Source organism: Pseudomonas sp. TH04, assembly GCF_016651355.1.
GTDB lineage: Bacteria > Pseudomonadota > Gammaproteobacteria > Pseudomonadales > Pseudomonadaceae > Aquipseudomonas > Aquipseudomonas fluorescens.
The window spans coordinates 6,105,790-6,132,057 of record NZ_JAEKEA010000001.1 but is presented as its reverse complement, the minus strand read 5'-3'; the positions used below and the strand labels follow the sequence as shown (position 1 = coordinate 6,132,057).

The 26,268-nt window shown below is 56.3% G+C and carries 27 protein-coding genes, 1 tRNA gene and 2 pseudogenes; 8 read left to right on the top strand and 22 right to left on the bottom strand.

Annotated features, from left to right (window positions below; all coding sequences use genetic code 11):
- Positions 1-23: 23 nt before the first annotated feature.
- Positions 24-482 carry an Hsp20 family protein gene (locus JFT85_RS27750; RefSeq protein WP_053256707.1) on the bottom strand — a complete coding sequence of 153 codons (459 nt, stop codon included), beginning with the start codon at positions 480-482 and terminating at the stop codon, positions 24-26.
- Between the two features lie 275 nt (positions 483-757).
- Positions 758-1,219, bottom strand: a complete 462-nt coding sequence (locus tag JFT85_RS27745; RefSeq protein WP_053256708.1) for an anti-virulence regulator CigR family protein — start codon at positions 1,217-1,219, stop codon at positions 758-760.
- 503 nt (positions 1,220-1,722) lie between these two features.
- On the opposite strand from JFT85_RS27745, the gene JFT85_RS27740 reads away from it, so the two are divergent.
- Positions 1,723-2,163, top strand: coding sequence for a hypothetical protein (locus JFT85_RS27740; RefSeq protein WP_053256709.1), 441 nt, complete (start codon positions 1,723-1,725; stop codon positions 2,161-2,163).
- A 44-nt stretch (positions 2,164-2,207) separates the two neighbouring features.
- On the opposite strand, the gene JFT85_RS27735 is transcribed toward JFT85_RS27740, so the two are convergent.
- The 7 genes and pseudogenes from JFT85_RS27735 to JFT85_RS27700 form a co-directional block, all read right to left on the bottom strand.
- Complete coding sequence (locus tag JFT85_RS27735) at positions 2,208-2,540, bottom strand: phage holin, lambda family (protein ID WP_069552734.1); 333 nt, start codon at positions 2,538-2,540, stop codon at positions 2,208-2,210.
- A gap of 157 nt (positions 2,541-2,697) precedes the next feature.
- Positions 2,698-3,096 carry a 3-methyladenine DNA glycosylase gene (locus JFT85_RS27730; RefSeq protein WP_242486560.1) on the bottom strand — a complete coding sequence of 133 codons (399 nt, stop codon included), beginning with the start codon at positions 3,094-3,096 and terminating at the stop codon, positions 2,698-2,700.
- Positions 3,097-3,104: 8 nt separating this feature from the next.
- A pseudogene (locus JFT85_RS27725) lies at positions 3,105-3,291 on the bottom strand (zinc finger domain-containing protein).
- An 84-nt stretch (positions 3,292-3,375) separates the two neighbouring features.
- Positions 3,376-3,573 carry a hypothetical protein gene (locus tag JFT85_RS27720; protein WP_069552733.1) on the bottom strand — a complete coding sequence of 66 codons (198 nt, stop codon included), beginning with the start codon at positions 3,571-3,573 and terminating at the stop codon, positions 3,376-3,378.
- Between the two features lie 132 nt (positions 3,574-3,705).
- Entirely contained in the window at positions 3,706-3,939 is a 234-nt protein-coding gene (locus JFT85_RS27715; protein ID WP_053256713.1) for a hypothetical protein, read from the bottom strand.
- A 1,082-nt stretch (positions 3,940-5,021) separates the two neighbouring features.
- A complete protein-coding gene (locus JFT85_RS27705) occupies positions 5,022-5,246 on the bottom strand; it encodes a hypothetical protein (RefSeq protein WP_201230772.1) in 225 nt (74 codons plus the stop codon).
- A gap of 116 nt (positions 5,247-5,362) precedes the next feature.
- Complete coding sequence (locus tag JFT85_RS27700) at positions 5,363-5,560, bottom strand: hypothetical protein (RefSeq protein ID WP_201230771.1); 198 nt, start codon at positions 5,558-5,560, stop codon at positions 5,363-5,365.
- A gap of 343 nt (positions 5,561-5,903) precedes the next feature.
- Between JFT85_RS27700 and JFT85_RS27695 the strand changes: the two genes are divergently transcribed.
- Together JFT85_RS27695 and JFT85_RS27690 are read left to right on the top strand one after the other, a co-directional pair.
- Entirely contained in the window at positions 5,904-7,586 is a 1,683-nt protein-coding gene (locus tag JFT85_RS27695) for an RNA-binding domain-containing protein (RefSeq protein WP_201230770.1), read from the top strand.
- A gap of 372 nt (positions 7,587-7,958) precedes the next feature.
- Positions 7,959-9,182 carry a hypothetical protein gene (locus JFT85_RS27690; RefSeq protein ID WP_201230769.1) on the top strand — a complete coding sequence of 408 codons (1,224 nt, stop codon included), beginning with the start codon at positions 7,959-7,961 and terminating at the stop codon, positions 9,180-9,182.
- Between the two features lie 165 nt (positions 9,183-9,347).
- Here JFT85_RS27690 and JFT85_RS28530 read toward each other — a convergent pair.
- Positions 9,348-10,105, bottom strand: a pseudogene (locus JFT85_RS28530) (DUF4113 domain-containing protein); the annotation flags it as partial.
- A 23-nt stretch (positions 10,106-10,128) separates the two neighbouring features.
- Here JFT85_RS28530 and JFT85_RS27680 point away from each other — a divergent pair.
- Together JFT85_RS27680 and JFT85_RS27675 are read left to right on the top strand one after the other, a co-directional pair.
- Positions 10,129-10,455, top strand: a complete 327-nt coding sequence (locus tag JFT85_RS27680) for a hypothetical protein (RefSeq protein ID WP_242486559.1) — start codon at positions 10,129-10,131, stop codon at positions 10,453-10,455.
- Positions 10,456-10,705: 250 nt separating this feature from the next.
- Complete coding sequence (locus JFT85_RS27675) at positions 10,706-11,266, top strand: tyrosine-type recombinase/integrase (RefSeq protein WP_446739708.1); 561 nt, start codon at positions 10,706-10,708, stop codon at positions 11,264-11,266.
- Between the two features lie 94 nt (positions 11,267-11,360).
- Here JFT85_RS27675 and JFT85_RS27670 read toward each other — a convergent pair.
- Positions 11,361-11,451 (bottom strand) — tRNA-Ser (locus JFT85_RS27670).
- Positions 11,452-11,603: 152 nt separating this feature from the next.
- Between JFT85_RS27670 and JFT85_RS27665 the strand changes: the two genes are divergently transcribed.
- Positions 11,604-12,275: a Bax inhibitor-1/YccA family protein gene (locus JFT85_RS27665; protein WP_053256786.1), complete on the top strand. Its 672-nt coding sequence runs from the start codon at positions 11,604-11,606 to the stop codon at positions 12,273-12,275.
- Between the two features lie 46 nt (positions 12,276-12,321).
- Here JFT85_RS27665 and JFT85_RS27660 read toward each other — a convergent pair.
- The 9 genes from JFT85_RS27660 to JFT85_RS27620 form a co-directional block, all read right to left on the bottom strand.
- Positions 12,322-13,544, bottom strand: a protein-coding gene (locus JFT85_RS27660; protein WP_167422752.1) for an IS3 family transposase whose coding sequence is annotated in 2 segments (ribosomal slippage) — positions 12,322-13,193 and positions 13,193-13,544 — 1,224 coding nt in all. Because the reading frame shifts where the segments join, the coding sequence is not laid out codon by codon here.
- 109 nt (positions 13,545-13,653) lie between these two features.
- The gene (gene murB, locus JFT85_RS27655; protein WP_053256794.1) at positions 13,654-14,673 is read right to left on the bottom strand and encodes a UDP-N-acetylmuramate dehydrogenase; all 1,020 of its coding nucleotides are present in this window, start codon (positions 14,671-14,673) and stop codon (positions 13,654-13,656) included.
- On the bottom strand, positions 14,670-15,134 hold the full coding sequence (locus tag JFT85_RS27650) for a low molecular weight protein-tyrosine-phosphatase (protein ID WP_053256795.1): 465 nt from the start codon (positions 15,132-15,134) through the stop codon (positions 14,670-14,672). Before JFT85_RS27650 ends, murB begins: the two co-directional genes overlap by 4 nt.
- Complete coding sequence (gene kdsB, locus JFT85_RS27645) at positions 15,134-15,898, bottom strand: 3-deoxy-manno-octulosonate cytidylyltransferase (protein WP_078826784.1); 765 nt, start codon at positions 15,896-15,898, stop codon at positions 15,134-15,136. Before kdsB ends, JFT85_RS27650 begins: the two co-directional genes overlap by 1 nt.
- Positions 15,895-16,080: a Trm112 family protein gene (locus JFT85_RS27640; protein WP_003174668.1), complete on the bottom strand. Its 186-nt coding sequence runs from the start codon at positions 16,078-16,080 to the stop codon at positions 15,895-15,897. The genes kdsB and JFT85_RS27640 overlap by 4 nt, the downstream gene beginning before the upstream one ends.
- 23 nt (positions 16,081-16,103) lie before the next feature.
- A complete protein-coding gene (gene lpxK, locus JFT85_RS27635; protein WP_078826785.1) occupies positions 16,104-17,114 on the bottom strand; it encodes a tetraacyldisaccharide 4'-kinase in 1,011 nt (336 codons plus the stop codon).
- Complete coding sequence (locus tag JFT85_RS27630) at positions 17,114-17,542, bottom strand: ExbD/TolR family protein (protein ID WP_053256798.1); 429 nt, start codon at positions 17,540-17,542, stop codon at positions 17,114-17,116. The genes lpxK and JFT85_RS27630 overlap by 1 nt, the downstream gene beginning before the upstream one ends.
- Positions 17,539-18,174 carry a MotA/TolQ/ExbB proton channel family protein gene (locus JFT85_RS27625; RefSeq protein WP_053256799.1) on the bottom strand — a complete coding sequence of 212 codons (636 nt, stop codon included), beginning with the start codon at positions 18,172-18,174 and terminating at the stop codon, positions 17,539-17,541. The genes JFT85_RS27630 and JFT85_RS27625 overlap by 4 nt, the downstream gene beginning before the upstream one ends.
- Before the next feature lie 109 nt (positions 18,175-18,283).
- Positions 18,284-20,509, bottom strand: coding sequence for a DNA internalization-related competence protein ComEC/Rec2 (locus JFT85_RS27620; protein ID WP_078826786.1), 2,226 nt, complete (start codon positions 20,507-20,509; stop codon positions 18,284-18,286).
- Positions 20,510-20,644: 135 nt separating this feature from the next.
- Here JFT85_RS27620 and JFT85_RS27615 point away from each other — a divergent pair, with 135 nt between their 5' ends.
- A complete protein-coding gene (locus JFT85_RS27615; protein WP_069552728.1) occupies positions 20,645-21,166 on the top strand; it encodes a DUF2062 domain-containing protein in 522 nt (173 codons plus the stop codon).
- Here the strand turns inward: JFT85_RS27615 and JFT85_RS27610 are convergent.
- Positions 21,163-22,521, bottom strand: a complete 1,359-nt coding sequence (locus JFT85_RS27610) for a sensor histidine kinase (RefSeq protein WP_053256802.1) — start codon at positions 22,519-22,521, stop codon at positions 21,163-21,165. The two genes, JFT85_RS27615 and JFT85_RS27610, sit on opposite strands and share 4 nt — an antisense overlap.
- A complete protein-coding gene (locus JFT85_RS27605) occupies positions 22,508-23,236 on the bottom strand; it encodes a response regulator transcription factor (RefSeq protein ID WP_069552727.1) in 729 nt (242 codons plus the stop codon). Before JFT85_RS27605 ends, JFT85_RS27610 begins: the two co-directional genes overlap by 14 nt.
- A 205-nt stretch (positions 23,237-23,441) precedes the next feature.
- Here JFT85_RS27605 and JFT85_RS27600 point away from each other — a divergent pair, with 205 nt between their 5' ends.
- Positions 23,442-26,195: a response regulator gene (locus JFT85_RS27600; RefSeq protein WP_069552753.1), complete on the top strand. Its 2,754-nt coding sequence runs from the start codon at positions 23,442-23,444 to the stop codon at positions 26,193-26,195.
- Positions 26,196-26,268: the final 73 nt, after the last annotated feature.

Genomic DNA, 26,268 nt, shown 5'->3' with positions numbered 1-26,268 from the left:
AGAGCGCCTTTTTTACCGCCAACTTACTGCAAGCCAACCTGACGCAGCTCGGGCGTAGCTTCGCCACCGATAGCGATTTTTTTCGGTTTGGCTTCTTCAGGAATCACGCGCAGCAAGTCAATGCTCAACAGTCCATTGCTCATCGAAGCACCGCGAACCTCAATGTGGTCCGCCAACCGGAACGACAATCGGAATGCTCGTTGCGCGATGCCCTGGTGCAGATAAGTTACTTCTTTCCCGGTTTCACGCTTGTCGCCAACGACTGTTAAAACCCCCTTCTCGACCTGGATATCCAGATCCGCTTCAGTGAGCCCAGCTACTGCGATGACAATACGGTATTCGTCATCACCATGCTTTTCCACATTGTGAGGCGGATAGGTATTCGGAGCCTCGCTGCGAAGCGCCGACTCAAACAGGTCATTGAAACGATCGAAGCCCACAGATTGACGGAACAGCGGGGCCAACGAAAGGGTAGTAGCCATCTCTAAATCTCCTGATTAAATCCAAGTGATTAAGTGCGCGACCCGCATTCGGCGTCGCGTGATAAAAATTTATGTGCGACGGGAAAAATTTCAAGAGGGGAGATAAAAAATTTTACAATGCCTAGGCAAAGCCGTGTTTAACGAGGTTCTCGGCAGGTGGCCCCGCTTGTCGGCGCTGATGCCGAATTGACCCTCTGGCCGAGATGTCACTGACCCAATCTGATTCCTTGCGAGCTATTGACTGTGTTGGATTTGAGCATTGAACCGTAAGCCCCTCAATCAAAGGCTCCGTTGAGAACTTCGTAAATAATGCCGGAAGCAATTGCGACAAGAATCAGATCAGTGCCCGCCTGCTGCCATTCATAGCCGTCGTAATGGGGCAGCCTGCCCAGCAGCCGGCCATCCAGCTTCTTGGCAATGCCTGGAGGAAGCGGTTTTCCTCTGGCTAGATTCTTTTGTATTCCGGGTGGCAGCGAAGGGCCTGGCCGCCAATAGTCACGGTAGCCACCGAGCACGCCCAGTACACCACCTCTGTCAATGCTGGGCCCGCGCGCCCAATCACCTTCGCTGGAGCCCTTCCCCTTCTTGCCTTGGTTGCCATGCCCTTGGCCGCCCTCGGCGTTGCCTTTCCCATTGCCCTGCCCCTTGCCATTGCCCGGGTCGGCCAGGGTTGTCATTGAGCCTACGGCCAACGCAAGGCAGGTAACGGTGACTACAAGCGAGCGAGATTTAAACATGACTGTCTTCTCCGGAAGGGAATGCCACCTTGAAAGGTAGACGGTATTGCAGGTTTTAGCTCCGCATAGACGCGGTAACGCCGCAAGTCATCGCCCAGTACCGAGACGGCCGTACCGCGAAGGTACGTGACAACCGGGACATCTCGCTTCTGTCGCACATTTACAACATCGCACACGAGTGAGGTCTCATCGTCCCCCCTGCCGCCGGCGTGCGGAAGAACAAAGAGGTATCGCGAGAATTTAACGCAACCGAAGAAACCTGGAGTGCTGAATGACCTGGGAGTTTTGGTCGTCCGACTTAATAGAGCAGAGACGTTCTCGCAGCGTGCGGGGGCCCTATCCAGTGATCACAGAGGATGGCAGGCAGGTGACCAAGCACCTGCTTCGACTGCGTTTCGATGACGCCGTCTTTGTAGGCAATGGTCGTCATCGGTGTGCTACTCCGCCTTGAACTGGTGAAAGGTTAACGGTATTGATAGTGGTCAAATCACAAGGAAGTCCACATGAGTGAAATGAAACAAGCGGTTCCTCTCCGCCCTAAACTCACAATCGCATTTTGGTCTTTTGCTCTTGGAGTGGCATCAACAATCGCGACAGTTGGGGTTCACTACGGCCGCCAAGACAGCGACCTTATTAATGTCAGAGAACGAGTAGAAGACTTCAAAAAGACAAACGATGGCCTCAATACTTCACTAAACCAATGGATAGCGGCGTACAACAAGCAGGCCGCAACACTCGCAACTTCAGAGGAGAGAGTGCGTCAGTTGGAAAACGATCGGTGTACGCCCATCAAATTGGATGTCGACGATATAAGGTCAGACATCAGCTCGGCAATGAAATACTACCCAGAGCGGGTTGGTTCCCTTGAGGTAATGATGGAGCAATATCAACAGACCTTGCGCGCTTGCTACGCCGCATCAACCAGTCCCACTCATACGCCGTAGTAATCCCGCACCACGATTTGGCGCACTCGAAAACGTGGCGCTGACTAATCAACCTTGCGGCTTGGTAGCTTGTAGTCCGTCACGCGATCGGCAATGGTGCGGATCTTCTCCACACCCAGGAAGCCAAGCCACCCACCGACGAATGTCGCCATGCTCTGGGGTAGCGAGAAGAACTCAAGCCCACTGATTATGGTCAGGGCCAGCCCGCCGCAGATAGCGCCTTCCACAATCATTTGGCGCCGCGTACCACCGCCGTAGGTGATTTGTAGGACGGCCATGGCGCAGGACAACGCAGCCGCATAGAGGATTGGCGAATATTGGCTCAACCACGCAAGCGCAATCGCCCAGGTCTCTGGTTTGTCTGGCATGGTGGGCATCTCAGTTCCTCCCCGTCAGGGAGTTAGGAACACGACAGGCCGTGACCTGCGGAATTTAATCGGCTCACACAGCACTCCTAGCTGGGAGCAACGGGTGTGGTGGAGCCGAAAACGAAAAGGCCCCGCACGATGGTGAGGCCTTGAAAAGTTGCGCGACCTAAGCTGCGCGATATTGCTGGGTAGGCCCGCACTTATACAGACCTGCCGTCATCAGCGGGAGTTGAGCCACAGTGCCGTCGGCGTTGAGATACTCCCAGCACAGATACACGGGAATGTTGTAGCTGTCGCTCAACTGCATATAAACCCCAAGACCCGCAGGAATCATGATGGGCTGAAATACCTCACCCCCCGTATAAATGATCGATAGGGTAAATTGAAAACGATAGGGTGGTGGAGTCAGACCAACACTTACGGTGTTTTGGGCCCAGGTACGAATGTCATAAAAAATAATGCCATTCCCGTTTTTTTGTGGCGGGAACAACGTCGCTACCTGACTGGCGCTACCACTGAACTTTAGGTCGTTTTTGAAGTGTTTGCCGAGTACTCGTACAGTCATTTTGTCACCTATTGAGTCGAATGATTTGGTGCGGAGATTTCCGCTTTCATATCGCTCAAAGGCGATTGCTCGAGGCGCGTGGCCTTCACATGATTCAAGGTCCCACATCGGGAACATTTGATCTGGAGCTCTGTAAACCCTTTCCGTACGGGCGATAAGTCTTTTGCAGTTACCGCATCTGAATTCTTTCAACATCTGCAAATTCCTTTTGCTGAATCGCCCTTTCCGTGAGCAATAAAAAACCCGACGCGATGGCCGGGCTCGTTGACATGAAACTCGTCAGTTATCGGGATGCTCGCTCGCCACCGAATCGGCAGCGTCCACATCCGACATATCCTCTTCGAGGGAGGCATCGTCATTCTGAGGCGGCCGGATCTCGTGTTCATCCCGGCGAGGGTCGTGACCCGCTTCATTGTCCGTGCCGCGTGTCACTTCCTGCTGCGAAATATTGCCTGGGGCATTCTTATCAATATCCATGCTGCCTCTCCGTTCAAACGCTCGGAATATCCGTGCTTAAACATGGTAGTCGGCAGGTTGCAGTGAGTGCCGAACACTGGACGAACGGCGAAAAGCAAAAAGCCCCGTTCCAGGCGGGGCTTAATGAAAACTTTAGTCGTCTGAGGCTTGCGGGACTGGGGCCTCGTCGATGCTAATGCAGTGCTCGATGTCGGTTATTTTCTCCAGCGCAAGCTCGGCCGTTGAATAAGCCCCGAACATTCGGCCCTGATAAAAAACAACCCACGCAAACTGAATATTCGCTTCACCAGCCTGCCCTACAACCAACTTCTTGAACCGTTCCGCCAAGTCGTCGACATGCATCTGTGCCATGCCACGCAAAACCATGACGCTCTCTCAGTTTATAGTCGGAAGCTCTATTTTCGACCTTGCACAAACTGAGCGCAATAAAAAACCCGGCACAATGGCCGAGCGCTCTGAGTTCTTGCGATAGCACAACCTATATGGCCGGTGATGACATTTGTATAGCGGTTATTTCAAATCCCGCGCCAGCTGTGCCTCGGTCCGCGGTTACCTTTCCAGCACTCCATCGCAAGGCCATCGTGTCCTACGGCGACGCTTGAGGCGCAGCAAAACCGCTATTCAACTCCGTGTACGACCACATCTCACCTCGATTTATGAAGAGGTGAAGATACCGCTCCAATCTATGAATTTGATAGCCGCTTTAGTGGCAAGGAGCCGGGCATGCCTGAAGAAAAGTATCCGCTCGCTGTCGAGAGCATTGGCGGTGACACCTACATAGTGATGAGTCGCGGGCACCACGACGTGCGCGAGTTCATGGTCGAGGTCGTCAAGGATTAGGGCGACTGGAATCTCGGCGGCGCACAGCACGTCTGGATCAAAACCACACCAGCGAAAGGCGGTTGGAGCTACAACATCGTTGACCGAGCGACTCGCGGAGCGTGGCCGGCAACCTACTGCTGGGAATATGGCGAAGGGTATGAACAATAGCGCGAGGTGACGCCATGATCTCCGCCCTCCGGTTCGCCTACGTCTTCATCTACAAACCGACTCGCAGAAGGTGAATTATGCGGCGTTGCGGAAACTGTCTGAAATGATGCAGAAACGATCAGACCCCAAGCTGATGGCTGCATCAAACCCCAGAAACGCAAAAGCCCCGCTTTCGCGAGGCTTTTGTGTAAATCTTGGCGGGAAACCAGGGATTCGAACCCTGGAGACGCTATTAACGTCCGCCGGTTTTCAAGACCGATAGGCAAATTCAAGCGGACCGATGTGTTGAGGGGAACAGCGTTCCATAACTCCCTGTTAGCCGTCAGGCTACAAGCCTTACTCTACAAGGGGCACGATTTTAATTTGGGAACTGATTCTGCCCCACCCGGCGCTCGCCGCTTGACCAGAAACTGCGGAGGCTCTGATGAAGAAATCGTCGAGCCCCCGCGACATCGGCTTCACTGCGTATCAAAGTTGATTGGGCCGGTTTCGATCACCCACTTGTCACCCAGGTAGCGTGGCTTCAATTGGATACGTCCAGGCATATCCTGGTGGATATGAAGCCGGTACCCAGAATTATCAGACTTGGCAACGATTTCAACCACAAACCGACTTGCATCTTCGACCGACCACTTCATGGCGGCAGCCATTTTTGCGTTGTTGCTTGGCGTTCGAGGAATCATAGCTAATACCTTTCAAGCGAATGGCATTAATAGATTATCCCTAGCCAACTAAAATAAAACCTACCATTTGTCGTCTTCGTCGGCAGCGGCCGTACCCATACCTATGCGAGTAGTTTTTAAGCCGATATACCTTTTTTCAAGTGCAGCACAAACGCCCGTAAATGAGTCAATGCAGCCGTTTCAGGGCCCAGGCCACGCAGGGTAGTAGCCCGTTGACTACCATCGGGAAGGTTAACAATTAGCTCATCTCCTTCCACGTTGTAACTGCCGGTGTGGGTAACTCCGCCATGATTAAAACTAATTTCTTCTTCCACAATCCGCACCTGTATTAGTGAGCGTTCAACCTTGCCGCCAGAAGCTGTCTATCTGCCTGGTCGTCTAGCACGTGCATTATTCTATGACCATTGGGTCAAAGCGCTAAAGTATTTCCCACCGTATCGGCTCCCCCGCTTAAGAGCCACTCGATGTGGTGTGTCTCGAGATAGTGGGCTGCATCCTTCCTGATGAAGGGTGCAGCTATGCCCCTCTAGGCGCCTATGGTTGCCACTGCCCAACCCTACCGCTTTTATTCACTGGCGCTGGGATAGGCATAGCCAATCGCCATGATGTAGGATTCATCCATCACCCCGCGCGAATAGGATTTCGGAACCAATGTACATGAAGAGCGAAGACGAACTCATAGCAATCATCCAAGCTTGTAAGCACGTCAACAGCGAGGTCCTGGAGAGCGAGGAAGTTGAATTCAAGGAGTTCGCGAGCGTATCATCTCTACATGGTTCAAAGGAGTTAGCTGAAGAGGTTTCCGCTCTAGCAAACAAAAAGGGCGGCGTCATTGTTGTTGGGATTAGAGACGGTGGAAACGTCAAAAATCAGGAGTGGGCAAGCCAACTCGTAGGCTTTGAACTAGCCGACAATATCGAAATTGAGCAACGTATAAAAGGTAAGCTTCGACCTCATATAGATCTCAAAGCCCAATATTTAGAATTTGAAGGAAAGAACTACCTCGCGATTCACGTTCCAACGCGTAGAGACACGCTGGTTTCGACTTCAAGTGGCAAAACATGCATTCGCGACGGCCGCTCCAGTAGACCGATGGAGCCAGGAGAGATTCGCTTGGCGGTGTCAGGTCTTGTCAATTATGACTGGACCGCAGAAGTATTGGACCACATACCTGACACAGCTCTCGACCACCAAGCCGTCGACGCCGCATTCCAAGACTATTGCATCAGAAAAGAATACTCCGACGATAAACGTCCGAATATAGCTGCCTTTCTAGAAGCTATTGGCGCAACAACAAATGGTGCGGTGACAAAATCCGGACTTCTATTTCTTGGAAAACCAAATGACATAACTAAATGGCTTGGAACATATGAGTATAGATTTACCTGGCGAAAAAGTGCTGGCGAACTCATTAAGAACGTCGTCTGGGATGACAACCTATGGAACACTATCCAACGCACGAAGGACCTTTTCAACTCCTGCAACTCGGAAATTCTCCTTGAGTATGCAGGCAAAACACACCCGTGCAAAAAATTAGATACTATAGCTTTCCATGAGTGCTTCATGAATTCCATGGTCCATCGCGACTACTCTATAGAAGGCATGGTTGTAGTCGACTATAACTTCGACAGAATGATGGTTACCAACCCAGGCGTTTTTTACGGCGGAGTTACAGCCGAAAACATTAGCTCGCATCAACCCCGCCACCGAAATAAAGCGCTAGCCAAACTATTAATGAACTTCCAACTTGTCGATCGAGCCGGCATGGGAGTAAAGCGTATGACCTTCGGCTCACTCGCTTACGGGAGGGAATTCCCTTCATTCAAAGAAGCTTTCGACACTGTTGAAGTTTCACTTTCCGCAAAGGCGATTATTCCAGAGATATTTGTAAAGGTTCAAACCTCCCCCGAAAAATTTAGCCTACCTGACCTAGTGATATTCAATAGCTTGTATCGAGTAGGATATATGGACGTTGTAGACCTTGCAAAAAGGATAGCGGCGCACGACGGCAACGCTTGGCAAACCATCAAATCTTCCGTAAAACGCCACAGCGAACTTGAACTGTGCGGGACTAATAAAGGTATATTCGTACGATTCAAGCCTGTATGGGCTAACTATTTCAAAGCTCAGAACCCTCTTAAAATCAGCAAAACGTCTAGCAAACATGTAAAATTATTCGATTATCTGCAGGAATTCAAAGAAGCCTCTAACGAGAACATTACGCAAATTCTAGCCCATAAAAACACAACTCACACCAGTGCTTTTCTAAGAAAAGCTTCTTACACTATGCGAACGGGCAACGGTCCAAGCGCTAAATGGTCACTGATTAAGCAGGTTTGATCCATTCGGACTTACCTCATACATACGCCGATTGTGTAGGAGTATGTGGGGGATTTTGAGGGATCGGCCCGTGATTGTTGGCTGTAACGCCATCCTACGAAATGTTGCATAAATGCATAATTGGCATGAGATGGCATAGATTGGCCTTTGGATTGCCCCATTTTTGCCCCATTCCTATCTTTTCCATCGAGCTCATGAATGCTTCGGGCAAGAGTGATTGCTGGCAATGTAAAGTGCTTTGTAGGGCTGCATGACAGCCTTCGTGGCAGCGAAGCTCAAGCGGGTTCTCGCAACAATTAACGTGATCAGTTAGTATCGAAATAGTAAAAACTCTCAGCTCATCATTTCAAATCTATCAAACCAAGGTTTAATATGGCGTCTAAATGGATTTACAATTGCCCGACCTCCTTAATTAATGAAACTATATCATTGCTGAGCTTATCGCCTCAAGGCCAGGTATCCTATCGCATTGGCGCAGACTTCAACTTTGACAGCTTGTACGGCCTCATTGAGCACAACCATAACTTAGACAGCGAAACACTCTTTAAAACCTTTAAAGAGTCTATTTTTTACTGCTTCAAAAAAGACATGATAAAAAACCACAATCATCTGCTCGTGGAATTTGACAAGCGCTGTCACAAATCAAATAAAAAAGAAAAATTTACTATTGTATTCCCTATAGCTCTAAAAAATATTTACGCTTTCCCACGACTCCATATCGATGAATGCATTATAACCTTTTACAACACTACTCCTTTAAAGTACAAAAAACATAGAACTCAAGAAATCCAGACCGCCTCATCAAGCCTAGGTGAGCAGGAGAGCAAGCATACAATAGTTACTGTATCAACCATAGCTCCAAATATAGAATCCGCCATTAGCCGTAGCAGTGAAGCGTTTGATATCGTCTTAGCAACATTACAAATAGGATTCAAAAAAAGCATTAATTTTCTTGGTTCAACAGATGAATTCCGATACCCAACCAAATGTATATTGAGCCTAGGTCAATTTCAAACAATTCATGATCAAAGAGGTCATTGCCACCCAAACTCCTTATGGGAAAATCCAGACTTCAAAGCCAATCAACACCCAATAAGTCTAAAGAATCCATCAGCTACGATTTCTCATTTAAAAAAAACGCTCAAAAAAATTCAAAAGCTCCCATATAACACACATGTAAAAAGCGGACTTAGAAACTACTCAACTGCAATATCATGTGTTAATGCAGAGCTACGGCTAACAAAACTATGGGTGACTATTGAGCAGTTAGTCATGGCTGACGACACAGAAAAACTAACCAAAAGAGTTTCCTTCTTTTACTCCAAACAAGACTTACACAGATCAATTTTAAAATCACTTCGCCACTCAAGAAACACACATATACACGCAGGTAAAAAACCGACAAATATAGATATCAAAATGTTCCAATTATGTCTTTACATAGAGCACTTACTTCGATTCTTTATAAGCAATCATTTTAAACATAAAAACACACAGGAAATAGGGGCCTTCATCTCATTAAGCACCGAGGCAACAAATATATCAGAGCAAATCTCTCGCCTAAAAGCTGTCATGAAATTCATTAGCACCGACTAGACACCATCACTCCTCATAGAACCCAACCACCTTTCCCCCTTTCAAGACCAGCGGACCAATAAAAACATATTCTATATACAATCAATCAAAATGAGTTTAATACTCACACGATAAAACACTGGAAACACTTATAATGTGCATCCGAACAAATAATATTAGATCCTCCTACCTGCAGCTCACGGCCCACAACTGATCAAGCTTTGTCGTATAGCTCCGACTCATCAAATTACGACGCATGGCCCATCCTGGGTTCGTCGGCACACTGGCCGGACGCAGGGTGCCCCTGCCCCATCGTTCGTTGATCTGGTCCAGTACCATCATCACCCGAGTAGCGTCTGCCGGCTGTGATGTAGCGAAGAGATCGTCGGTGTACTCACCTGGCTGACAGAGGTTCAGCAGCATTACCTCGGCCTTGCTGTACTTAAAGCCTGGCCGGAAGACTCGATCAAGTGCGTCGACCGCTGCTTTCGTAAGTAGCCGTACGTCAGCGGCCGGTACGGCATGTCCACTATCACTCCGTTGGCGTACTTCGCTTCCTCTGGGTTGAACATGCCGGTTCGAATGCAGACGCGAACCTTCTTGCACAGCGAGTTGTGCGCCCGCAGCTTTTCCGAGGCCCGCATCATATAAGTCGCCACCGCTTCCTTGATCGGTGCCAGCTCAGTCAGCCGCTTACCAAACATCCGGCTGCAGCAGATCTCTTGCTTCGGTAGATCGGGCTCGCCCAACTCCAAGCACGACATGCCGCCCAGCTCCCTGGCCGTCTTCTCGATAACAATGCTGAACTTCTTGCGTAGCGTCCAGGGGTCCGCCTTAGCCAGGTCCATGGCCGACCTAATGCCCATCGCATCCAGGTGGAGTTTCATCTTGCGACCAACACCCCACACTTCCTCTACACCCGTGTTGCGCAAAACCCAGTCTCGCGGCATTACTACATGACGCATCCATGGCGTACCTGGGCGACATGACGCGGCCACTCAAGCAATGGATTAGCGCCTATCAACACTTCGAGGACTGTATCTGGTGGCGTGTTTGCGAGCGGTTCGACATCGTCCCAGAACTCCCAGCCTGCATTTACAAAGCCGACCTGATTGCACTGGCGACCGAACGCCGCGACCTCATGCCAACCGATCCGGCTATCTGGGATTGCTTGGTCGGCGTTGAACCCATGATTGAAACCATCCGCCCATGGCCTGCCGCCGAAGCTCGGCTCACCTACCACCAGCGGCTGATGGACCAACTCGCTATTGAACACCGGAGAAAAGCGGCATGACGAACCACCAGGACAACACCAACGCCCTGCCCGCTTTGCTCCGCGCTGACAGCGGCGTCGACACGCTAGAAACAAACAGTCTCTCCTGCGTAGCAGCAGGCATTATTGCTCCCACCAGCGCTACTGCAGAGGCACTTATACCCCACGAAAAGCTGCGCGGGGCCCTTCTGTCTCACGTGTTCAATATGTCACGCGATCGGGGCCTCACTGAGAGGGAGAATCCTTGCCAAGGCGTCAGGAAGAATAGGAGGTGCCACGCGACTACTACGCCAATGCGGTGGTTTGGGACGCCGTCTACGGTATGGCGGGCCCGGAACTCAAGGAAGCCATGGACCTGGCCTACCTGACCGGCCAGAGACCTGCCGATGTGATCATCATGCGTAGCGACGATACTGAGGGTGATTATTTCCTGGTCACCCAGGGTAAAACCGGGCAGAAACTCAGAATTCTGATTCGGACAGAATCCGGAGAAAACAGTCTCGGGAAATTGGTTAGAGAGATAACCGAAAGAAATGCACACCACCCCTCCAAGTACCTACTAATCAACCAGTACGGAAAAAGGATGACGAAAGGCATGTTGCGCCTGCGCTGGGACAAGGCAAGGGAGAAAGCGCAGCAAAAAGCGCTGGATCAGGGCGACCCTATGCTCGCAGCAAGGATTGGAGAGTTTCAGTTTCGCGACATCCGTCCCAAGGGGGCATCGGAAATCATCGATATTGGCGACGCAAGCCTACTGCTGGGACATAGCAAACAGGAGATCACCAAACGGGTTTACAGGAGGATTGGCGCCACTGCTAAACCATCAAAATAGACAAAGTTTCGGAACGCCTATCCAAAACCGGCGTTATCTACCCAAACCCCAAAAACACAAAAGCCCCGCTTTCGCGAGGCTTTCGTATAAATCTTGGCGGGAAACCAGGGATTCGAACCCTGGAGACGCTATTAACGTCCGCCGGTTTTCAAGACCGGTGCATTCAACCACTCTGCCAATTTCCCTTTTGCATCACAGGATTATAGTAGCCCATCCCGTGTCAGCGGGCGCCATAATACCCGAATGAAACACACTGTCAAACTCTTGCCATGGCTTGTTACAGAGCGTCTGTTATGATCCTTGCGACTGAATGTTTCAAAACTGAAGGAGTGTCGCCATGCGCGAACAGAATTACGCAGTGAATGGTAACGCGCAGGCTGAGCAGCTTGAAGTCAGCCGCGTGTTGCGCAACACCTACGGCTTGCTCGCCCTTACCCTCGCATTCAGCGGCGTAATGGCGTATGTAGCGCAGCAAATGCGCGTTGGCTACCCGAATATCTTCGTCGTGCTGATCGGCTTCTACGGCCTGTTTTTCCTGACCAACAAACTGCGCGACTCGGCCTGGGGCCTGGTGTCGGCGTTTGCCTTGACCGGTTTCATGGGCTTTATCCTCGGCCCGATCCTTAACCGTTACCTCGGCATGGCCGGCGGCGCGGAAGTGGTCAGCTCGGCATTTGCCATGACTGCCCTGGTGTTTGGCGGCCTGTCGGCCTACGTGCTGATCAGCCGTAAGGACATGAGCTTCCTGGGTGGTTTCATCACCGCAGGCTTCTTCGTGTTGCTGGCGGCCGTTGTCGCCGGCATGTTCTTCCAGATCAGCGGTCTGCAGTTGGCGATCAGCGCCGGTTTCGTGCTGTTCTCCTCCGTGTGCATCCTGTTCCAGACCAGCGCGATCATCCACGGCGGTGAGCGCAACTACATCATGGCAACCATCAGCCTGTATGTATCGATCTACAATCTGTTCATCAGCCTGTTGCAGATCTTCGGCATCATGAGCCGTGATGACTGATTACTAGCGTGTCTAGTCCTGAAATAGGTTTACACCTGTTTCAGTCTCAAAACGCCCGATGCACCGCATCGGGCGTTTTGTATTTCAGGGATAAGTGCGGCCGCTCCCGATTGTAGATTTGCACCGATTCATCCACCATTTTCACTGCATCCGCCAGGTCTTTGGGACGATGCAGCAAAAACTCAGTCTTCAAAATCCCATTTATCCTCTCCGCCATCGCGTTCTGATAGCAATCATAGCCGTCAGTCATTGAGCACCTGATTCCGTGCCGGGCATGCATCCGTTGGTATAAATCGGAGCAATACTGGGCTCCGCGATCTGAATGATGAATGAGCGGTTGATTGGATTTTCGCTGACTAACAGCCTTCTGCAGTGCCCTGACCACCGACTCCGTATGCAGGCTGCCGTGCACATGATGACCCACGATTTTGCGGGAGTACGCGTCTGTTATCAGGCTGACGTAAGCGACACTTTCCCGCGTTGGGAGATAGGTAATGTCTGCGACCCAAACCTGCTCAGGTCTGCTGGCTACAACTTGTTCCGGGCCAGCTTTGAGTAGGTTGGGGTGACGGCGGAAGCGATGATGGCTATGCGTGGTTTTATGATAAGCACGTTTGCGAGGGACCAGCTCTCGCGCCTCACGCAAGATGGAAAACAGGCGGTCTCGACCGACACGTAGCGCCGCTGCGGCTTCAATTACCATCAGGTGGTGTAGTTTGCGCGTCCCAAGCCTCGGCTGGCGACGACGCTTTTCCAGAACGAATTCCACTACCTGCTGGTCTTGGCAAACTCTCGCATCAAAGGCTCGGTTGCGCTTGTAATACGCTTGGCGCGAAATGCCCATAAACAGGCAAGCCCTGGTAATGCTCAGGTCTTGGATTTGCCCTTGCGAGAGGACTTGCCGGGTCGCTTTTTTACGATGGACACACCGTAATCATTTTTCAAGACGTTCACGACAGCTTCAAAGAACTGGGCCTTCTGATTGCTCAGCGCCAATTGTTCTTCAAGCTCTTTGATCCGCTGTTCGGGTGTCAGCGGGAGGTTGGGGTCGGTCATCGGCCTGCTCCGCGGCGCTCGGATTGAGGCGCCTTGGCTCCAGTCCTGTCGGCCGTGCTTGCGTAACCAAACCAGCACCGTGGACCGGCCTTGAATGCCAAAGCGCCGTTGAGCCTCTTTATAACTCAACTCGCCTTTTTCGACTTGATCTACGACTGACAATTTAAAAGCTAGCGTGTAATCGCGCTGGCTCCGCCTTTTTCCCGTATCCATTGAATCCTCCTGAAGATCGGTCAGAAGGTGTAAACCTTATTCAGGACGGGACAGCGGCATAAAAAAGGCCCCGCATCGAACGATGCGGGGCCTTTTTGTTGTTAACGCGTCAGTACTGGTTAGGTTCCATCTCCAGGTCAACCTTGAAGCGTTCAGCAATGTCCTGCTGGATACGCAGCGCCAGGTTGGCAATGTCGTGCCCTGTGGCAGCGCCATAGTTGACCAATACGAGCGCCTGCAGCTTGTGCACGCCCGCATCGCCGTCACGAAAGCCCTTCCAGCCAGCCTTGTCGATCAGCCAGCCGGCGGCGAGCTTCATCTGCCCGTCAGCCTGCGGGTACGCCACCAGGTCCGGATACAACGCCTGCAACTCTGCGGCCAGGGTTTGCGACACCAGCGGGTTCTTGAAGAAACTGCCCGCATTGCCCAGCTCTGCCGGGTCCGGCAGTTTTTCGCGGCGGATGCTGCAAATGGCACGGCTCACGTCACTGGGCGTCGCCTCGGTGATGCCCTGCCCGGCCAGGCGCTGCTGCACCGGGCCGTAGTCGAGTTTCAAGTGACTGGCACGGCTCAAGGCAAAGCGCACACGCAGGATCAGCCAGCGCCCTGTCTCGTGCTTGAACAGACTGTCGCGGTAAGCAAAGTTGCACGCTTCGAGGCTGAAATCGCGCAACTCGCCGGTTTGGCGATCCAATGCGGTCAGGCCGGCAAAAACGTCCTTGATCTCCACACCGTAGGCGCCGATGTTCTGCATCGGCGCAGCACCGACGGTGCCGGGGATCAGGCTGAGGTTTTCCAGGCCGCAGAAACCGTGCTCCAGGGTCCACAGCACAAACGGATGCCAGGCTTCACCGGCTTCGGCCTCGACCACCACGTGCACGCCATCATCTTGCAGCACGCGAATGCCCTGGGTTGCCATGCGCAGCACCAACGCCGGGATATCCTGGGTCAACAACACGTTGCTGCCACCACCAATCACCAACAGCGGCAACGCCTGTGCGGCAGCGTAGGTCAAGGCTTCACGCACATCGGCGTCGCTATGGGCCTCGGCGAACAACTGGGCGCGCACGTCAATGCCGAAGCTGTTGAATGGCTTGAGCGATACCTGCGCAAGCACTTGCAAGGTCATAACCGCCCCTTCAATTCGATCACCAATAAATCACAGGCTCGCTCGATCAGGTCCAGAACCCGCTCAAAGCCTTGCTCGCCTTCGTAGTAAGGGTCTGGCACTTCATCCACCTCGGCGTCATACCGGCGCAGGAACAAGTCCAGCTCCGCCTTGCCTGGCCCGGGGTGCAGCGCCTTGAGATTGCGCAGGTTGCTGTGGTCCATGGCCAGGATCAGGTCATAGCGCGCAAAGTCAGCGCGGGAAACCTGCTGGGCACGCTGAGCGGACAAATCGTAGCCCCGCGCCAGTGCCGCGCGCTGGCTACGCTTGTCCGGTGGGTTGCCGACATGCCATTCACCGGTTCCGGCGGACGCCACCTCAACCTGGTCTGCCAACCCCGCCTCGCGCAATTTGTGGCGCAGGACGCCCTCAGCGGTGGGCGAACGGCAGATATTGCCCAGGCAGACGAACAAGACCTCCATCAGGCCCCCAGCAGGCGACGAACGCGCTCAAGGTCTTCCGGGGTGTCGACACCGGCAGGTGGCGCTTCGAGGGCGTCTGCCACATGAATGCGCACGCCGTGCCACAGGGCGCGTAGCTGTTCCAGGGACTCGGTGTTTTCCAGCCAGCACGGGCCCCAGCTGACGAAGTCATGCAGGAAACCGGCGCGATAGGCATAGATGCCGATATGGCGGCGATACGGCACGCCGTCCGGCAACACGTCAGGGTTGCTGGCGAAGGCGTCTCGCGCCCACGGCAATGTCGAGCGGCTGAACGTCAGCGCAAGGCCATTGATGTCGCTGACCACCTTCACCACGTTCGGGTTGAACAGGGTGGCGATGTCTTCGATCGGTTCGGCCAGGGTCGCCATGCGCGCCTCGCCATGGGCAGCCAGGTTGGCGGCGACCTGATCGATCACGCTCGGCGGGATCAAGGGCTCGTCACCTTGCACATTGACCACGATCGCATCGGCGGCCAGGCCGAGTTGCGTCGCGACTTCGGCCAGGCGATCAGTGCCGGAGTTATGGTCTTCGCGGGTTAATAACGCTTCGGCGCCGAAACCCTTGCAGGCCTCGATGATGCGCGGGTCATCGGTGGCGACCACGACCCGTTCGGCGCTGCTTTTACAGGCCTGTTCCCACACCAGCTGGATCATCGGCTTGTTGCCGATCAATTGCAGCGGCTTGCCCGGCAGGCGCGTCGATGCATAGCGTGATGGAATGACGACGGTAAAGGCTGTGGTCATTTATCCAGGCGCTCATCGGTGGTCAGGGTGCGGGCTTCGCTTTCGAGCATTACCGGGATGCCATCACGGATCGGGTAAGCCAGGCCAGCCCCCTTGCTGATCAGCTCGGTTTTGTCGGCGCTGAGCTTGAGCGGGCCTTTGCAGATCGGGCAAGCGAGGATGTCGAGCAGTTTGGTGTCCATGAGTATTTCCTGGAAGAAGCGATTTAAGGCAAGAGTCGGGCGGGCAGCAGGCGCATCAGTTGCGTGTCGAACCAGGCCACAAACGCCGGTGACGGCACTGCATCCACCGCAAGGTACCACCAGTCGGGCTGGGCGAAGGCGCGGCACTTCACCGCGTCCTTTTCGGTCATGACCAGCGGTAACGACGGCGTAAAATTCAGGACCTCTGCGCTGTAGGGCGCATGGTCGGCAAACGCATGGGGTATCGGCTGCCAGTGTAGCGTTTCAAGGGTATTGAAGAAACGTTGCGGGTTACCGATGCCGGCGACCGCATGAACCTGCTGGCCAAGCGGAAAATGATCGACCGGGCAGCGCTCGCCGGTGCTCAAGTTGATCAACGCCGTCGGTAACAGACGAAAGGCAAAACCATCCTGAGGGTCGGAGCCTGCACCGTTGTACAACAGCGCATCGACGCTGTGCAGGCGTTCCACTGGCTCACGCAACGGCCCGGCCGGTAGGCAACGGCGGTTACCCAAGCCACGGGCGGCGTCGATCAGCACCAATTCCAGGTCGCGAGCCAGGCGGTAGTGCTGCAGGCCGTCGTCAGAGAGAATCAGGTCAAGGTGCTCGCTGGCCAGCAGCGCTTGCACCGCGCGGCTACGGTCAGGATCAATCATCAGCGGCACACCGCAGCGCTGCACGATCAGCAGCGGTTCATCCCCGGCTACCGCTGCGCTGTGGCTGGCCTCGACCCGCCAGGGCAACTGTGGCGGCTTTGCACCGTAACCGCGACTGACCACCCCAACACGCAAGCCACTGCGCTGACAGTGCTGGATCAGCCACAGGATCAACGGCGTCTTGCCCGTGCCACCTACGGTAATATTCCCCACCACCACCACAGGCACCGGTGATTGGTAGATCTCCCCCTCGCCGGCCACGAAGCGCGCGCGCTTGCGCTGCACCACACGGCGATATAAGCACTCCAACGGCCGCAGCAGCATGAGTGCCGGATGCCCTTCGTACCAGGCCTTGAGCAGACGATCGGAAATGGCCATCAGGGTTGGCTCGCCGCCTCGACGGTGGTCATGCGCAGGTGGCTGAAACCCAGCTTGCCGGCAGCGTCCATGGCGGTGATAACGGCTTGGTGCTGGGTTTTGCCGTCCGCACTGATCGACAGCGGCATTTTGGTGTCGCCGCCGGACTCTTTCTGCAGGGCGTCCATCAGGCTGGCCAGGTCGTTTTTCTCGAGCAATTGGTTATTCACCGAAAAGACGCCGTCGGCACTGATGGCGATGTCCAGTTGCTTGACTTCCTGGTCTTCGGCCGGCGAGCCGCTCACCGCTTCCGGCAAGTCGACACGCAGCTGGGTTTCCCGGGTGAACGTGGTGGTGACAACAAAAAACAGCAGCAGGATAAAGACCACGTCGATCAACGACGCCAGGTTGATATCCACGTTCTCCCGTTGCTTGCGGCGAAATTTCACGCTCGGCCCTCGACGAAATCGACATCACGATCGCCCTGCACCACTTCGACCAGCTTGATGGCTTCCTGCTCCATACCGACCACCAGCTCATCGATGCGACGTTGCAGGAAACGATGGAAAAATACCGAAGGGATGCCGACCATCAGGCCCGCAGCCGTGGTAATCAACGCCTTGGAGATACCGCCCGCCAGCACGGCGGCGTTAGTGGTCATGCCGGACCCCATGAACGAGCTGAAAATATCGATCATGCCCAGCACCGTACCCAACAGGCCGAGCAACGGTGCCATGGCCGCAATGGTGCCAAGCGCGTTGATATAGCGCTCCATTTCATGGATGACCCGGGCAGCGGCCTCCTCGATGCACTCTTTCATGATCTCTCGACCATGCTTGGAGTTGGCAAGGCCGGCCGCGAGGATTTCACCTAAAGGCGAGTTGGCGCGTAATTCCTTGAGCTTTTCTTTATCCAGCTGCTTGTTCTTGATCCAGCCCCAGACTTGCCCCAACAGATGCTCAGGCGTTATCCGGCTGGCGCGCAGGGTCCACAGGCGTTCGGCAATGATGCCAAGGGCGGCGATGGAGCTCAATATAATCGGCAACATCATCCAGCCGCCGGATTTGACCAATTCCCACACAGTGAATGTCCCCTCGAAAAAGTGCGCCACTTTACCATATAGGTTCGCCAGCGTGGTTCGCCGGCCAAAGGCCCGCCGTTCACGGACCAGGGTGTTTGGTAACCCTGGATTACGGTAACGCCTCGCGCCAGAATCTACGTTGACTACGCGCAACAACCGGTGCTTGGAAGGTACCCAATTGCAGACGCACGGCCCCCCGTTCCGCGCTGTCGTAGACTTGGCTGCCCAACGCTTGATAACGCTCCATTACCTGTGGGTGGGGATGACCAAATGCATTGCCACGCCCGCGTGAGATCAGTACCGAGCTGGGCGCAAGGCGTTGCAGCAAAGGCCAGGATGAGGAGCTGCGGCTGCCATGGTGGGGCGCTTGCAGCCAATCCGTCGGCACCGCCAGCGGGGATGTGAGGAACGCCCTTTCAGCGGCTTGATCGATATCCCCCGTCAGCAGCAGGCGTTCGCCCTGGGCTTGCACGCGCAACACGCAGGATTTCGGATTAGGGCTCGTGGCGCCTGACCATTGCCACAGCTCAAACGACACGCCATCCCACTCCCATTGCTCACCACTGATGCAAGGCTGCGTATCGAGAAACGCCGGCAGCCCTGCGGACTCTCCGCCGACAACCCGCCCGACCGCAAGCGCACGGGCAACCGCGGTGGCGCCGCCGGCATGGTCAGCGTGGGCGTGGCTGATCACCATGAGGTCCAGCGCCCCTACCCCCAGTTTTTGCAGCGCCGGCAACACCACGCGCGCACCGAGGTCGGCCGCCCCGGAGCGCGGCCCTGCGTCGTAGAGCATTGTGTGATGGCGCGTGCGCAGGATCACCGCTTGCCCCTGGCCGACATCCAGTTGCAGCACCTCCACCTGCCCATGCGGCACCAGTGCCCGCGGCGGAAAGATTGCCACCATCAACATCGGCCAGCCCAGCAGCCGAAACGGCACGCCTTTGGGCAACAGCAATAACACCGCGCCCACAGCGCTTAATAACCAATAACCCACGGGCACCTCGGCAGGCACCCAGGCCGAGCGCAACCCCGCCAACAGCGTCAAGCCCCTGAACAGACCATCAAGCGCTCCACCGGCCAACCACAACAAGCCCTCGCCCACCCACGGCACCGCCATAAGCAAGGTCCCCAGCAGTGCCAGAGGCAACACCACCAAGCTGATCCACGGCACGGCAAACAGGTTGGCAACCGGCGCGCTGAGGCTGATGGGCAAGCCCAGCACCAGCAATACCGGAAACAAACCGATGGCGATCAACCCTTGGGGACGCGTCCAGGCCTGCCAGATGCGCCACGGGCCCAAGCGCCCGCTGAACGCCAGAACCAGCACCGCCACGGCTGCAAACGACAACCAGAACCCCGGCTGCAAACTGGCCAACGGCTCCAGCACCAGCACGCCATCGAGGGCGAGTAATAACGGCCACCACACGCCTAAATGCCGAAAACGCAGACGCCACAGCAATACCAGCCCGACCATCACGCAGGCCCGCTGCACCGGTACACCGAACCCCGCCAACAGGCCGTAACCGAGCGCAGCGGTAAACGCCAGGCCGCACGCCCACGGCAGCCACGGCAAGGCTCGGGGCCAGCAACCGTAGCGTGCCAGCCCGGCTACCAGGCCGTAGATCAACCCCGCGAGCAAGCCGATGTGCTGACCGGAAATCACCAGCAGGTGCACGGTTCCGGTGTCTTGCAACACCTGCCAATCCGCGGTCGCCAGCCCCGAGCCATCGCCCAGCACCAACGCCGCCAAGCCCGCCTCGCGACCTTGAGCATCAACTGCTTTCAAGCGCTGCCGGACGCTGTCACGCCAGGCATTGCGGGCCGGCGCCAGGCGTTGGCCATCCTTCACCGAACCGGTGGCCCCCATACGCTGGGCGAGCAACCAGGCCTCATAGTCAAAGCCATGAAAATTAAGCAGCCCCGCGGGCCGTTTCAAGGTGATCGCCAGCCGCCAGCGCTCGCCGCTGTTTACCGGCGGGCCACCCTGCCAGGACACTCGGATACGCTGGGGCAACCGAGCCGTACGCGACCGGCCGTCGGCCAATTCGAAGCGCACGCCGGTGCTCGTTTGCTGTGGCAGCCCAACCACACGGCCCTCTACCCACCGCGTCTGCCCGTCCAGTGCCGGCTGGAGCCGATCATTCAACGCCCATTGCGCGCTGATGCAGGCCCAACCCAACCCCAGCAGGAAGAACGCCAGCGGGTAGGTGCGAAACGGCAACAGCATCAACGCCAGCACGAACATGGCCAGCAGCCATGCGGTGGGCGGCAGTGCCGGTAAAAATCGCAGCGTAAGCAATCCAAGTCCGAGCGCGAACATGCCTGTTCTCATGAATCATCCTTTTCAAGTGATTCACTCAGTCTTAGTCGCCCGCTCAGCACGGCCTATGATGTTTTGTCACAAAGTCTGAATTTTCTGTTTATAGAATGCGGGCATACTTGCCCCTCGCACTGACCTGGACCCCTTATGCCCCGGCGCCTCTTTAAACGGTACATGCCCGATCCCACGAGTATCCGGGAACACAAGTCCTTACGATTTCTCGGCACGTTGCTGCATGACCCGAACCTCTGGCACCTGAACCGGCACTCCGTCGCGCGCGCTATGGCGGTGGGCCTGTTCGCGGCGTTTATCCCGATTCCGCTGCAGATGTTATTGGCCGCGATCCTGGCGATCGCGGTGCGCGGCAATATGCCGATTGCTGTCAGCCTGGTGTGGCTGACCAACCCGATCACCATGCCGGTGGTGTTCTTCTGTACGTACCTGACCGGGGCGTGGCTGATGAACACGCCGCCACGCAGCTTGCCCGATGACTTGACCTGGGAATGGATCAGCAGCCAGTTGAGCACCCTGTGGCAACCGTTCCTGCTGGGTTCCGTGGTGTGCGGCCTGGTGCTGGCCGCGCTGGCGTACTGCCTGACGATGGGGTACTGGCGTTGGTGGGTCGCGCACCAGTGGAAGAAGCGCAAGCAGCGTCGCGCTGGAAGCTAACCGGCCCGCAGTCGCAGATGCACGCGCAAGCCTTGCCCGCTATTTTCCGCCCACAAACGCCCGCCCTGGCGCTGTACAGCGTTGCGGGCGATGCTCAAGCCCAGGCCGAAACCGCCATTACCGGGCCGTGAGCCCTCCAATCGGGTAAACGGCGCGAAAATACGTTCCAAGTCCTGCTCGGCAATGCCGCCGCCCTGGTCTTCCAGCCAGATATGCCACTCATCACCTTCGCGACAGCCGTCCAGCGTTACCACCCCGTGGGCGGGAGAATGCCTGATGGCATTGCGCAGAATGTTTTCCAGGGCCTGGGCCAGCGCATTCAGGTTGCCCCGCACCCAGCAATCCGCCGGCAACCGGCAGGGCAAACGCGACGCCGGCCAGTGGCTTTCATAACAGGCGTTTTCCCGCAGCATGTCCCACAACGCCTGGAGCTGAATATCTTCGTTGGGCAGCGGCGCTGTTTCGCTATCCAGCCACGCCAGTTGCAGACTGTCTTCTACCAGGCGCTGCATGGCGTCGATTTCCCGACTCAATCGCTCACGCAATTGCGCCAGATCCTGCTCACTGTCACAGGCCACCCGCAATCGACTTAACGGGGTGCGCAGTTCGTGGGACATATCCCGCAGCAGCTGTTGCTGCAACAACACGGTGCCCTGCAAACGCTCGGACATGTGGTCAAAGGCCCGGCCCAACTCCCCCAATTCATCCTGGCGGCTGGTGGCCTCGTTGGACATTCGCGTATTCAATTGATCGGCCCGCCACGCATTGGCCTGCTCGCGCAATTGGTTGAGGGGCATGATCAGCAGCCGGTAGAGGCCCACACAGAGCAGCAAGGTAAACAGGCCGGGAATCACCCCATTGGTGACCACGCGCCAGAACACTTGGTAGCGCCCCGGCATAAAGCGTTGCGGCAACTCCATCACCAGCGAACCGACCCCAGCGTCCACCGGGAAGGGGATTTTCACCCACGGCAGGCCTTTAACATGCCGACTGACCGGCCACTCCAGCCCACGCAGGAAGGTCAGGCGCTGGCTCTCTTTGTCGCTCAAGGGCGTGCTGCTCAGCGACTGCAAGTCGTGCCCGATCACCCCCAGCCACGTGGATTCGCGCTTGGCCATCAGCTGTAGCCAGGCATCCACGCCTGCGCGGCCCTGCGTACTCCATGCCAGTTCCGCTCCCGCCGCATAGCCGCGCAGAATCGCCCGCGACTCTTCGGCCACATAGGCACTGCGCTGTTCCATGTATCGGCCCCACGACCAACTGAGCCAAATCATCAGTAAACAGAAGGCGATCAGCAGGCAGGCAAGTTTCCAGAATAACGAATGCTTGCCGGGCAGTTGCTCAAAGCCCTTCATCATGCACGCTCAGCACATAGCCCTTGCCCCACACGGTGCGTACTTCGCGCTCGTTGTAGCCGATGGCCTTGAGCTTGCGGCGAATCTGGCTGATGTGCATGTCCAGGCTACGGTCGTGGGGCGCATAACCGCGCTGCAACACATGCTGATAAAGGAACGCTTTGCTGAGCACTTCATCGGCATTGCGGTGCAGGGTTTCCAGCAGGCGAAATTCACTGCGGGTCAGCCCTGCCCAGAGCGTCTGGTAGCAGACGTCATACAGCTCATCGTCAAAGCACAGGGGGCGACTGTCGTCGCGTGCCGGTAAAACAGTGGGCGGCGGGCGACGGTCCAGGGCCACGCGACGCAGGATCGCCTCGATGCGTACGCGCAATTCGACCATGCTGAACGGCTTGGGCAGGTAATCGTCCGCACCGAGACGAAAGCCGCTGACGCGATCGGCTTCGGCGCCCAACGCAGACATGAGGATCACCGGGATTGTCTGGCTCTGGCGCAGATGCGTGAGGATCGACAAGCCGTCCATGCCGGGCAGCAGGATATCCATCAACACCACGTCGAACACCTGGTCACGCGCCAGTTGCAGGCCCTGTTCGCCGTTGCGACACCAGGTGACCTCAAAGCCGCAGCGGCCCAGGTGTTCATGGACGTACGCGCCCAGCACAGGGTCATCTTCGATCGTCAGGATATTGGGTAGAGCAACCACGGCGGGATTCATTAGCGTCTGCAAGTCATTCTCAATCACTGATTATTCAAGATTAAACTGTCGCAGGCAATCGCCAGCTGGCGCCCAATGGCCCGCAGATTGCGGTCTGTCATTAATTTGCGAGATTCCGCACCGCGCAAATGGCTACACTGCGCAGGTGGCGTGGGCCGGATGCCCGCGCGGATCATTGAAAACAATGTGGCAACAGGAGAGTGGCGTGCTTACAAAAATGGGGATAAAAGGCCGCGTACTGTTGCTGACCTTATTACCGACCAGCTTGATGGCCCTGCTGTTAGGGGGCTATTTCACCTGGATGCAGCTGTCGGAATTGCAGTCCCAATTGCTGCAACGCGGCGAAATGATCGCTGAACAATTGGCACCGCTGGTGGCCCCTGCGTTAAGCAGCAAGAACACCGACCTGCTGGAGCGCATCGCTACCCAGTCGCTGGAGCAACCGGACGTGCGCGCCGTGTCGTTCCTTGCGCCGGACCGTTCATCCCTGGCCCACGCCGGCCCGACCATGCTTAACCAGCCGCCCGTCGGCAACAGCTCCCACCTGCTGCAACGCACCGGCAATGACGCCACGCGCTACCTGCTGCCGGTATTCGGTCGCCATCGCAACCTTGCCGGCGAATTGATCCCCGACGAAGCTGACCGCCTGCTCGGCTGGGTCGAAGTGGAGCTTTCACACAATGGCATGTTGCTGCGCGGCTATCGCAGCCTGTTTGCCAGCCTGCTGTTGATCGCCATCGGCCTGATTTTCACCGCGGCCCTGGCGCTGCGGATCAGCCGCACGATCAACTCGCCGATCGGCCAGATCAAGCAGGCCGTGGCACAACTGAAGGACGGCAACCTGGAAACCCGTTTGCCGCCTTTGGGCAGCCAGGAGCTGGACCAATTGGCCTCGGGCATCAACCGCATGGCCGAAACCCTGCAAAATGCCCAGGAAGAACTGCAACACAGTATCGACCAGGCCACCGAAGACGTGCGCCAGAACCTGGAGACCATCGAGATCCAGAACATCGAGCTGGACCTGGCGCGCAAGGAGGCCCTGGAAGCCAGCCGTATCAAGTCGGAATTCCTCGCCAACATGAGCCATGAAATCCGCACGCCACTCAACGGCATCCTCGGCTTTACCCACCTGCTGCAAAAAAGCGAGCTGTCGCCGCGTCAGTTGGATTACCTGGGCACCATCGAGAAATCTGCCGACAACCTGTTGGGCATCATCAACGAAATCCTCGATTTCTCGAAAATCGAAGCGGGCAAGCTGGTGCTCGACAGCGTGCCGTTCAACCTGCGCGATTTGCTGCAAGACACATTGACCATCCTCGCCCCCGCCGCCCATGCCAAACAGCTGGAACTGGTCAGCCTGGTGTACCGCGACACGCCGTTGGCGCTGGTGGGTGACCCGCTGCGCCTCAAACAGATCCTCACCAACCTGATCAGCAATGCGATCAAGTTCACCCGCGAGGGCACCATCGTCGCCAGGGCGATGGTCGAGGACGAACAGGAAGACAGCGTCCAACTGCGCATCAGCGTGCAAGACACCGGCATCGGGCTGTCCAACCAGGATGTACGCGCGCTGTTCCAAGCCTTCAGCCAGGCCGACAACTCGCTGTCGCGGCAACCGGGCGGCACCGGCCTGGGCCTGGTGATCTCCAAGCGCCTGATCGAGCAGATGGGCGGTGAAATCGGGGTCGACAGCACGCCGGGCGAAGGTTCGGAGTTCTGGATCAGCCTGAACCTGCCCAAAACCCGCGACGACGCCGAAGACCTGCCCTCCGCGCCGCTGCTCGGCCGTCGTGTGGCCGTGCTGGAAAACCACGAGTTGGCGCGCCAGGCCCTGCAACATCAACTGGAAGACTGCGGCCTGGAAGTCACGCCATTCAATACCCTGGAAAGCCTCACCAACGGCATCACCAGCGCCCATCAGACCGAACAGGCAATTGACCTGGCCGTGCTCGGCATCACCGCCAATGACATTCCGCCCGAACGCCTCAACCAGCATCTCTGGGACCTTGAACACCTGGGTTGCAAAGTGCTGGTGCTGTGCCCGACCACCGAGCAGATGCTGTTCAACCAGTCGGTGCCCAACCCCAACAGCCAATTGCAGGCCAAGCCGGCCTGTACGCGCAAGCTGCGCCGTGCCCTTGCCGACCTGATCAGCCCGCGCCCGTTGCGCAGTGAGCCTGGTGAGCCCCTGTCCAGCCGCGCACCCCGTGTGCTTTGCGTGGACGACAACCCGGCAAACCTGCTGCTGGTGCAAACCCTGCTCGAAGACATGGGTGCCAAGGTCCAGGCCGTGGAAAGCGGTTACGCGGCCATCGACGCTGTGAAGCAGGAAACCTTCGACCTGGTGCTGATGGACGTGCAAATGCCCGGTATGGACGGCCGCCAAAGCACCGAGGCGATCCGCCAATGGGAAAGCGAGCGCCACGGCACGCCATTGCCGGTGGTCGCCCTCACCGCCCACGCCATGGCCAACGAAAAACGCGCCCTGCTGCAAAGCGGCATGGACGACTACCTGACCAAACCCATCAGCGAGCGGCAACTGGCCCAAGTGGTGTTGAAATGGACCGGCCTGGCCCTGCGCAACCAAGGGCCGGAACGCACCACTGACAGTTTTGGCCCAGGCGTACAACTGCTGGTACTGGACCATGACGAAGGCCTGCGCCTGGCGGCCAACAAAGCTGACCTGGCGGCCGATATGCTCGCCATGTTGCTGGCCTCGCTGGAAGCTGATCGCCTGGCCATTACCGCCGCCCGTGAAGCCAAAGACAACAACGCCCTGATCGAGCGCGTCCACCGCTTGCATGGCGCCACGCGCTACTGTGGTGTGCCGCAATTGCGCGCCGCCTGCCAACGTGCAGAAACCTTGCTTAAGCAAGACGACGCCAAAGCCGTCACCGCGCTGGACGAGCTGGACATGGCCATTGCACGGCTGGCCAGCGAGGCGCGCGTCAGCGTTTAAGGCGCCTGTGTGGGGGCGGGCAAGCCCGCGCCCACCGGGGTCATGTATTTTTTTCCGCGAGTGCAGGGAGCTT

Bases quoted from the DNA above. Each gene is read 5' to 3' on its own strand.
- JFT85_RS27680 (WP_242486559.1), top strand. From the start codon at position 10,129: ATGGCGTACCTGGGCGACATGACGCGGCCACTCAAGCAATGGATTAGC.
- JFT85_RS27610 (WP_053256802.1), bottom strand. From the start codon at position 22,521: ATGAAGGGCTTTGAGCAACTGCCCGGCAAGCATTCGTTATTCTGGAAA.
- JFT85_RS27650 (WP_053256795.1), bottom strand. From the start codon at position 15,134: ATGGAGGTCTTGTTCGTCTGCCTGGGCAATATCTGCCGTTCGCCCACC.
- JFT85_RS27620 (WP_078826786.1), bottom strand. From the start codon at position 20,509: ATGAGAACAGGCATGTTCGCGCTCGGACTTGGATTGCTTACGCTGCGA.
- JFT85_RS27735 (WP_069552734.1), bottom strand. From the start codon at position 2,540: ATGCCCACCATGCCAGACAAACCAGAGACCTGGGCGATTGCGCTTGCG.
- murB (WP_053256794.1), bottom strand. From the start codon at position 14,673: ATGACCTTGCAAGTGCTTGCGCAGGTATCGCTCAAGCCATTCAACAGC.
- JFT85_RS27740 (WP_053256709.1), top strand. From the start codon at position 1,723: ATGAGTGAAATGAAACAAGCGGTTCCTCTCCGCCCTAAACTCACAATC.
- JFT85_RS27705 (WP_201230772.1), bottom strand. From the start codon at position 5,246: ATGATTCCTCGAACGCCAAGCAACAACGCAAAAATGGCTGCCGCCATG.
- JFT85_RS27695 (WP_201230770.1), top strand. From the start codon at position 5,904: ATGAAGAGCGAAGACGAACTCATAGCAATCATCCAAGCTTGTAAGCAC.
- kdsB (WP_078826784.1), bottom strand. From the start codon at position 15,898: ATGACCACAGCCTTTACCGTCGTCATTCCATCACGCTATGCATCGACG.
- JFT85_RS27605 (WP_069552727.1), bottom strand. From the start codon at position 23,236: ATGAATCCCGCCGTGGTTGCTCTACCCAATATCCTGACGATCGAAGAT.
- JFT85_RS27745 (WP_053256708.1), bottom strand. From the start codon at position 1,219: ATGTTTAAATCTCGCTCGCTTGTAGTCACCGTTACCTGCCTTGCGTTG.
- JFT85_RS27715 (WP_053256713.1), bottom strand. From the start codon at position 3,939: ATGGTTTTGCGTGGCATGGCACAGATGCATGTCGACGACTTGGCGGAA.
- lpxK (WP_078826785.1), bottom strand. From the start codon at position 17,114: ATGGCCATTTCCGATCGTCTGCTCAAGGCCTGGTACGAAGGGCATCCG.
- JFT85_RS27730 (WP_242486560.1), bottom strand. From the start codon at position 3,096: ATGACTGTACGAGTACTCGGCAAACACTTCAAAAACGACCTAAAGTTC.
- JFT85_RS27720 (WP_069552733.1), bottom strand. From the start codon at position 3,573: ATGGATATTGATAAGAATGCCCCAGGCAATATTTCGCAGCAGGAAGTG.
- JFT85_RS27690 (WP_201230769.1), top strand. From the start codon at position 7,959: ATGGCGTCTAAATGGATTTACAATTGCCCGACCTCCTTAATTAATGAA.
- JFT85_RS27750 (WP_053256707.1), bottom strand. From the start codon at position 482: ATGGCTACTACCCTTTCGTTGGCCCCGCTGTTCCGTCAATCTGTGGGC.
- JFT85_RS27615 (WP_069552728.1), top strand. From the start codon at position 20,645: ATGCCCCGGCGCCTCTTTAAACGGTACATGCCCGATCCCACGAGTATC.
- JFT85_RS27665 (WP_053256786.1), top strand. From the start codon at position 11,604: ATGCGCGAACAGAATTACGCAGTGAATGGTAACGCGCAGGCTGAGCAG.
- JFT85_RS27640 (WP_003174668.1), bottom strand. From the start codon at position 16,080: ATGGACACCAAACTGCTCGACATCCTCGCTTGCCCGATCTGCAAAGGC.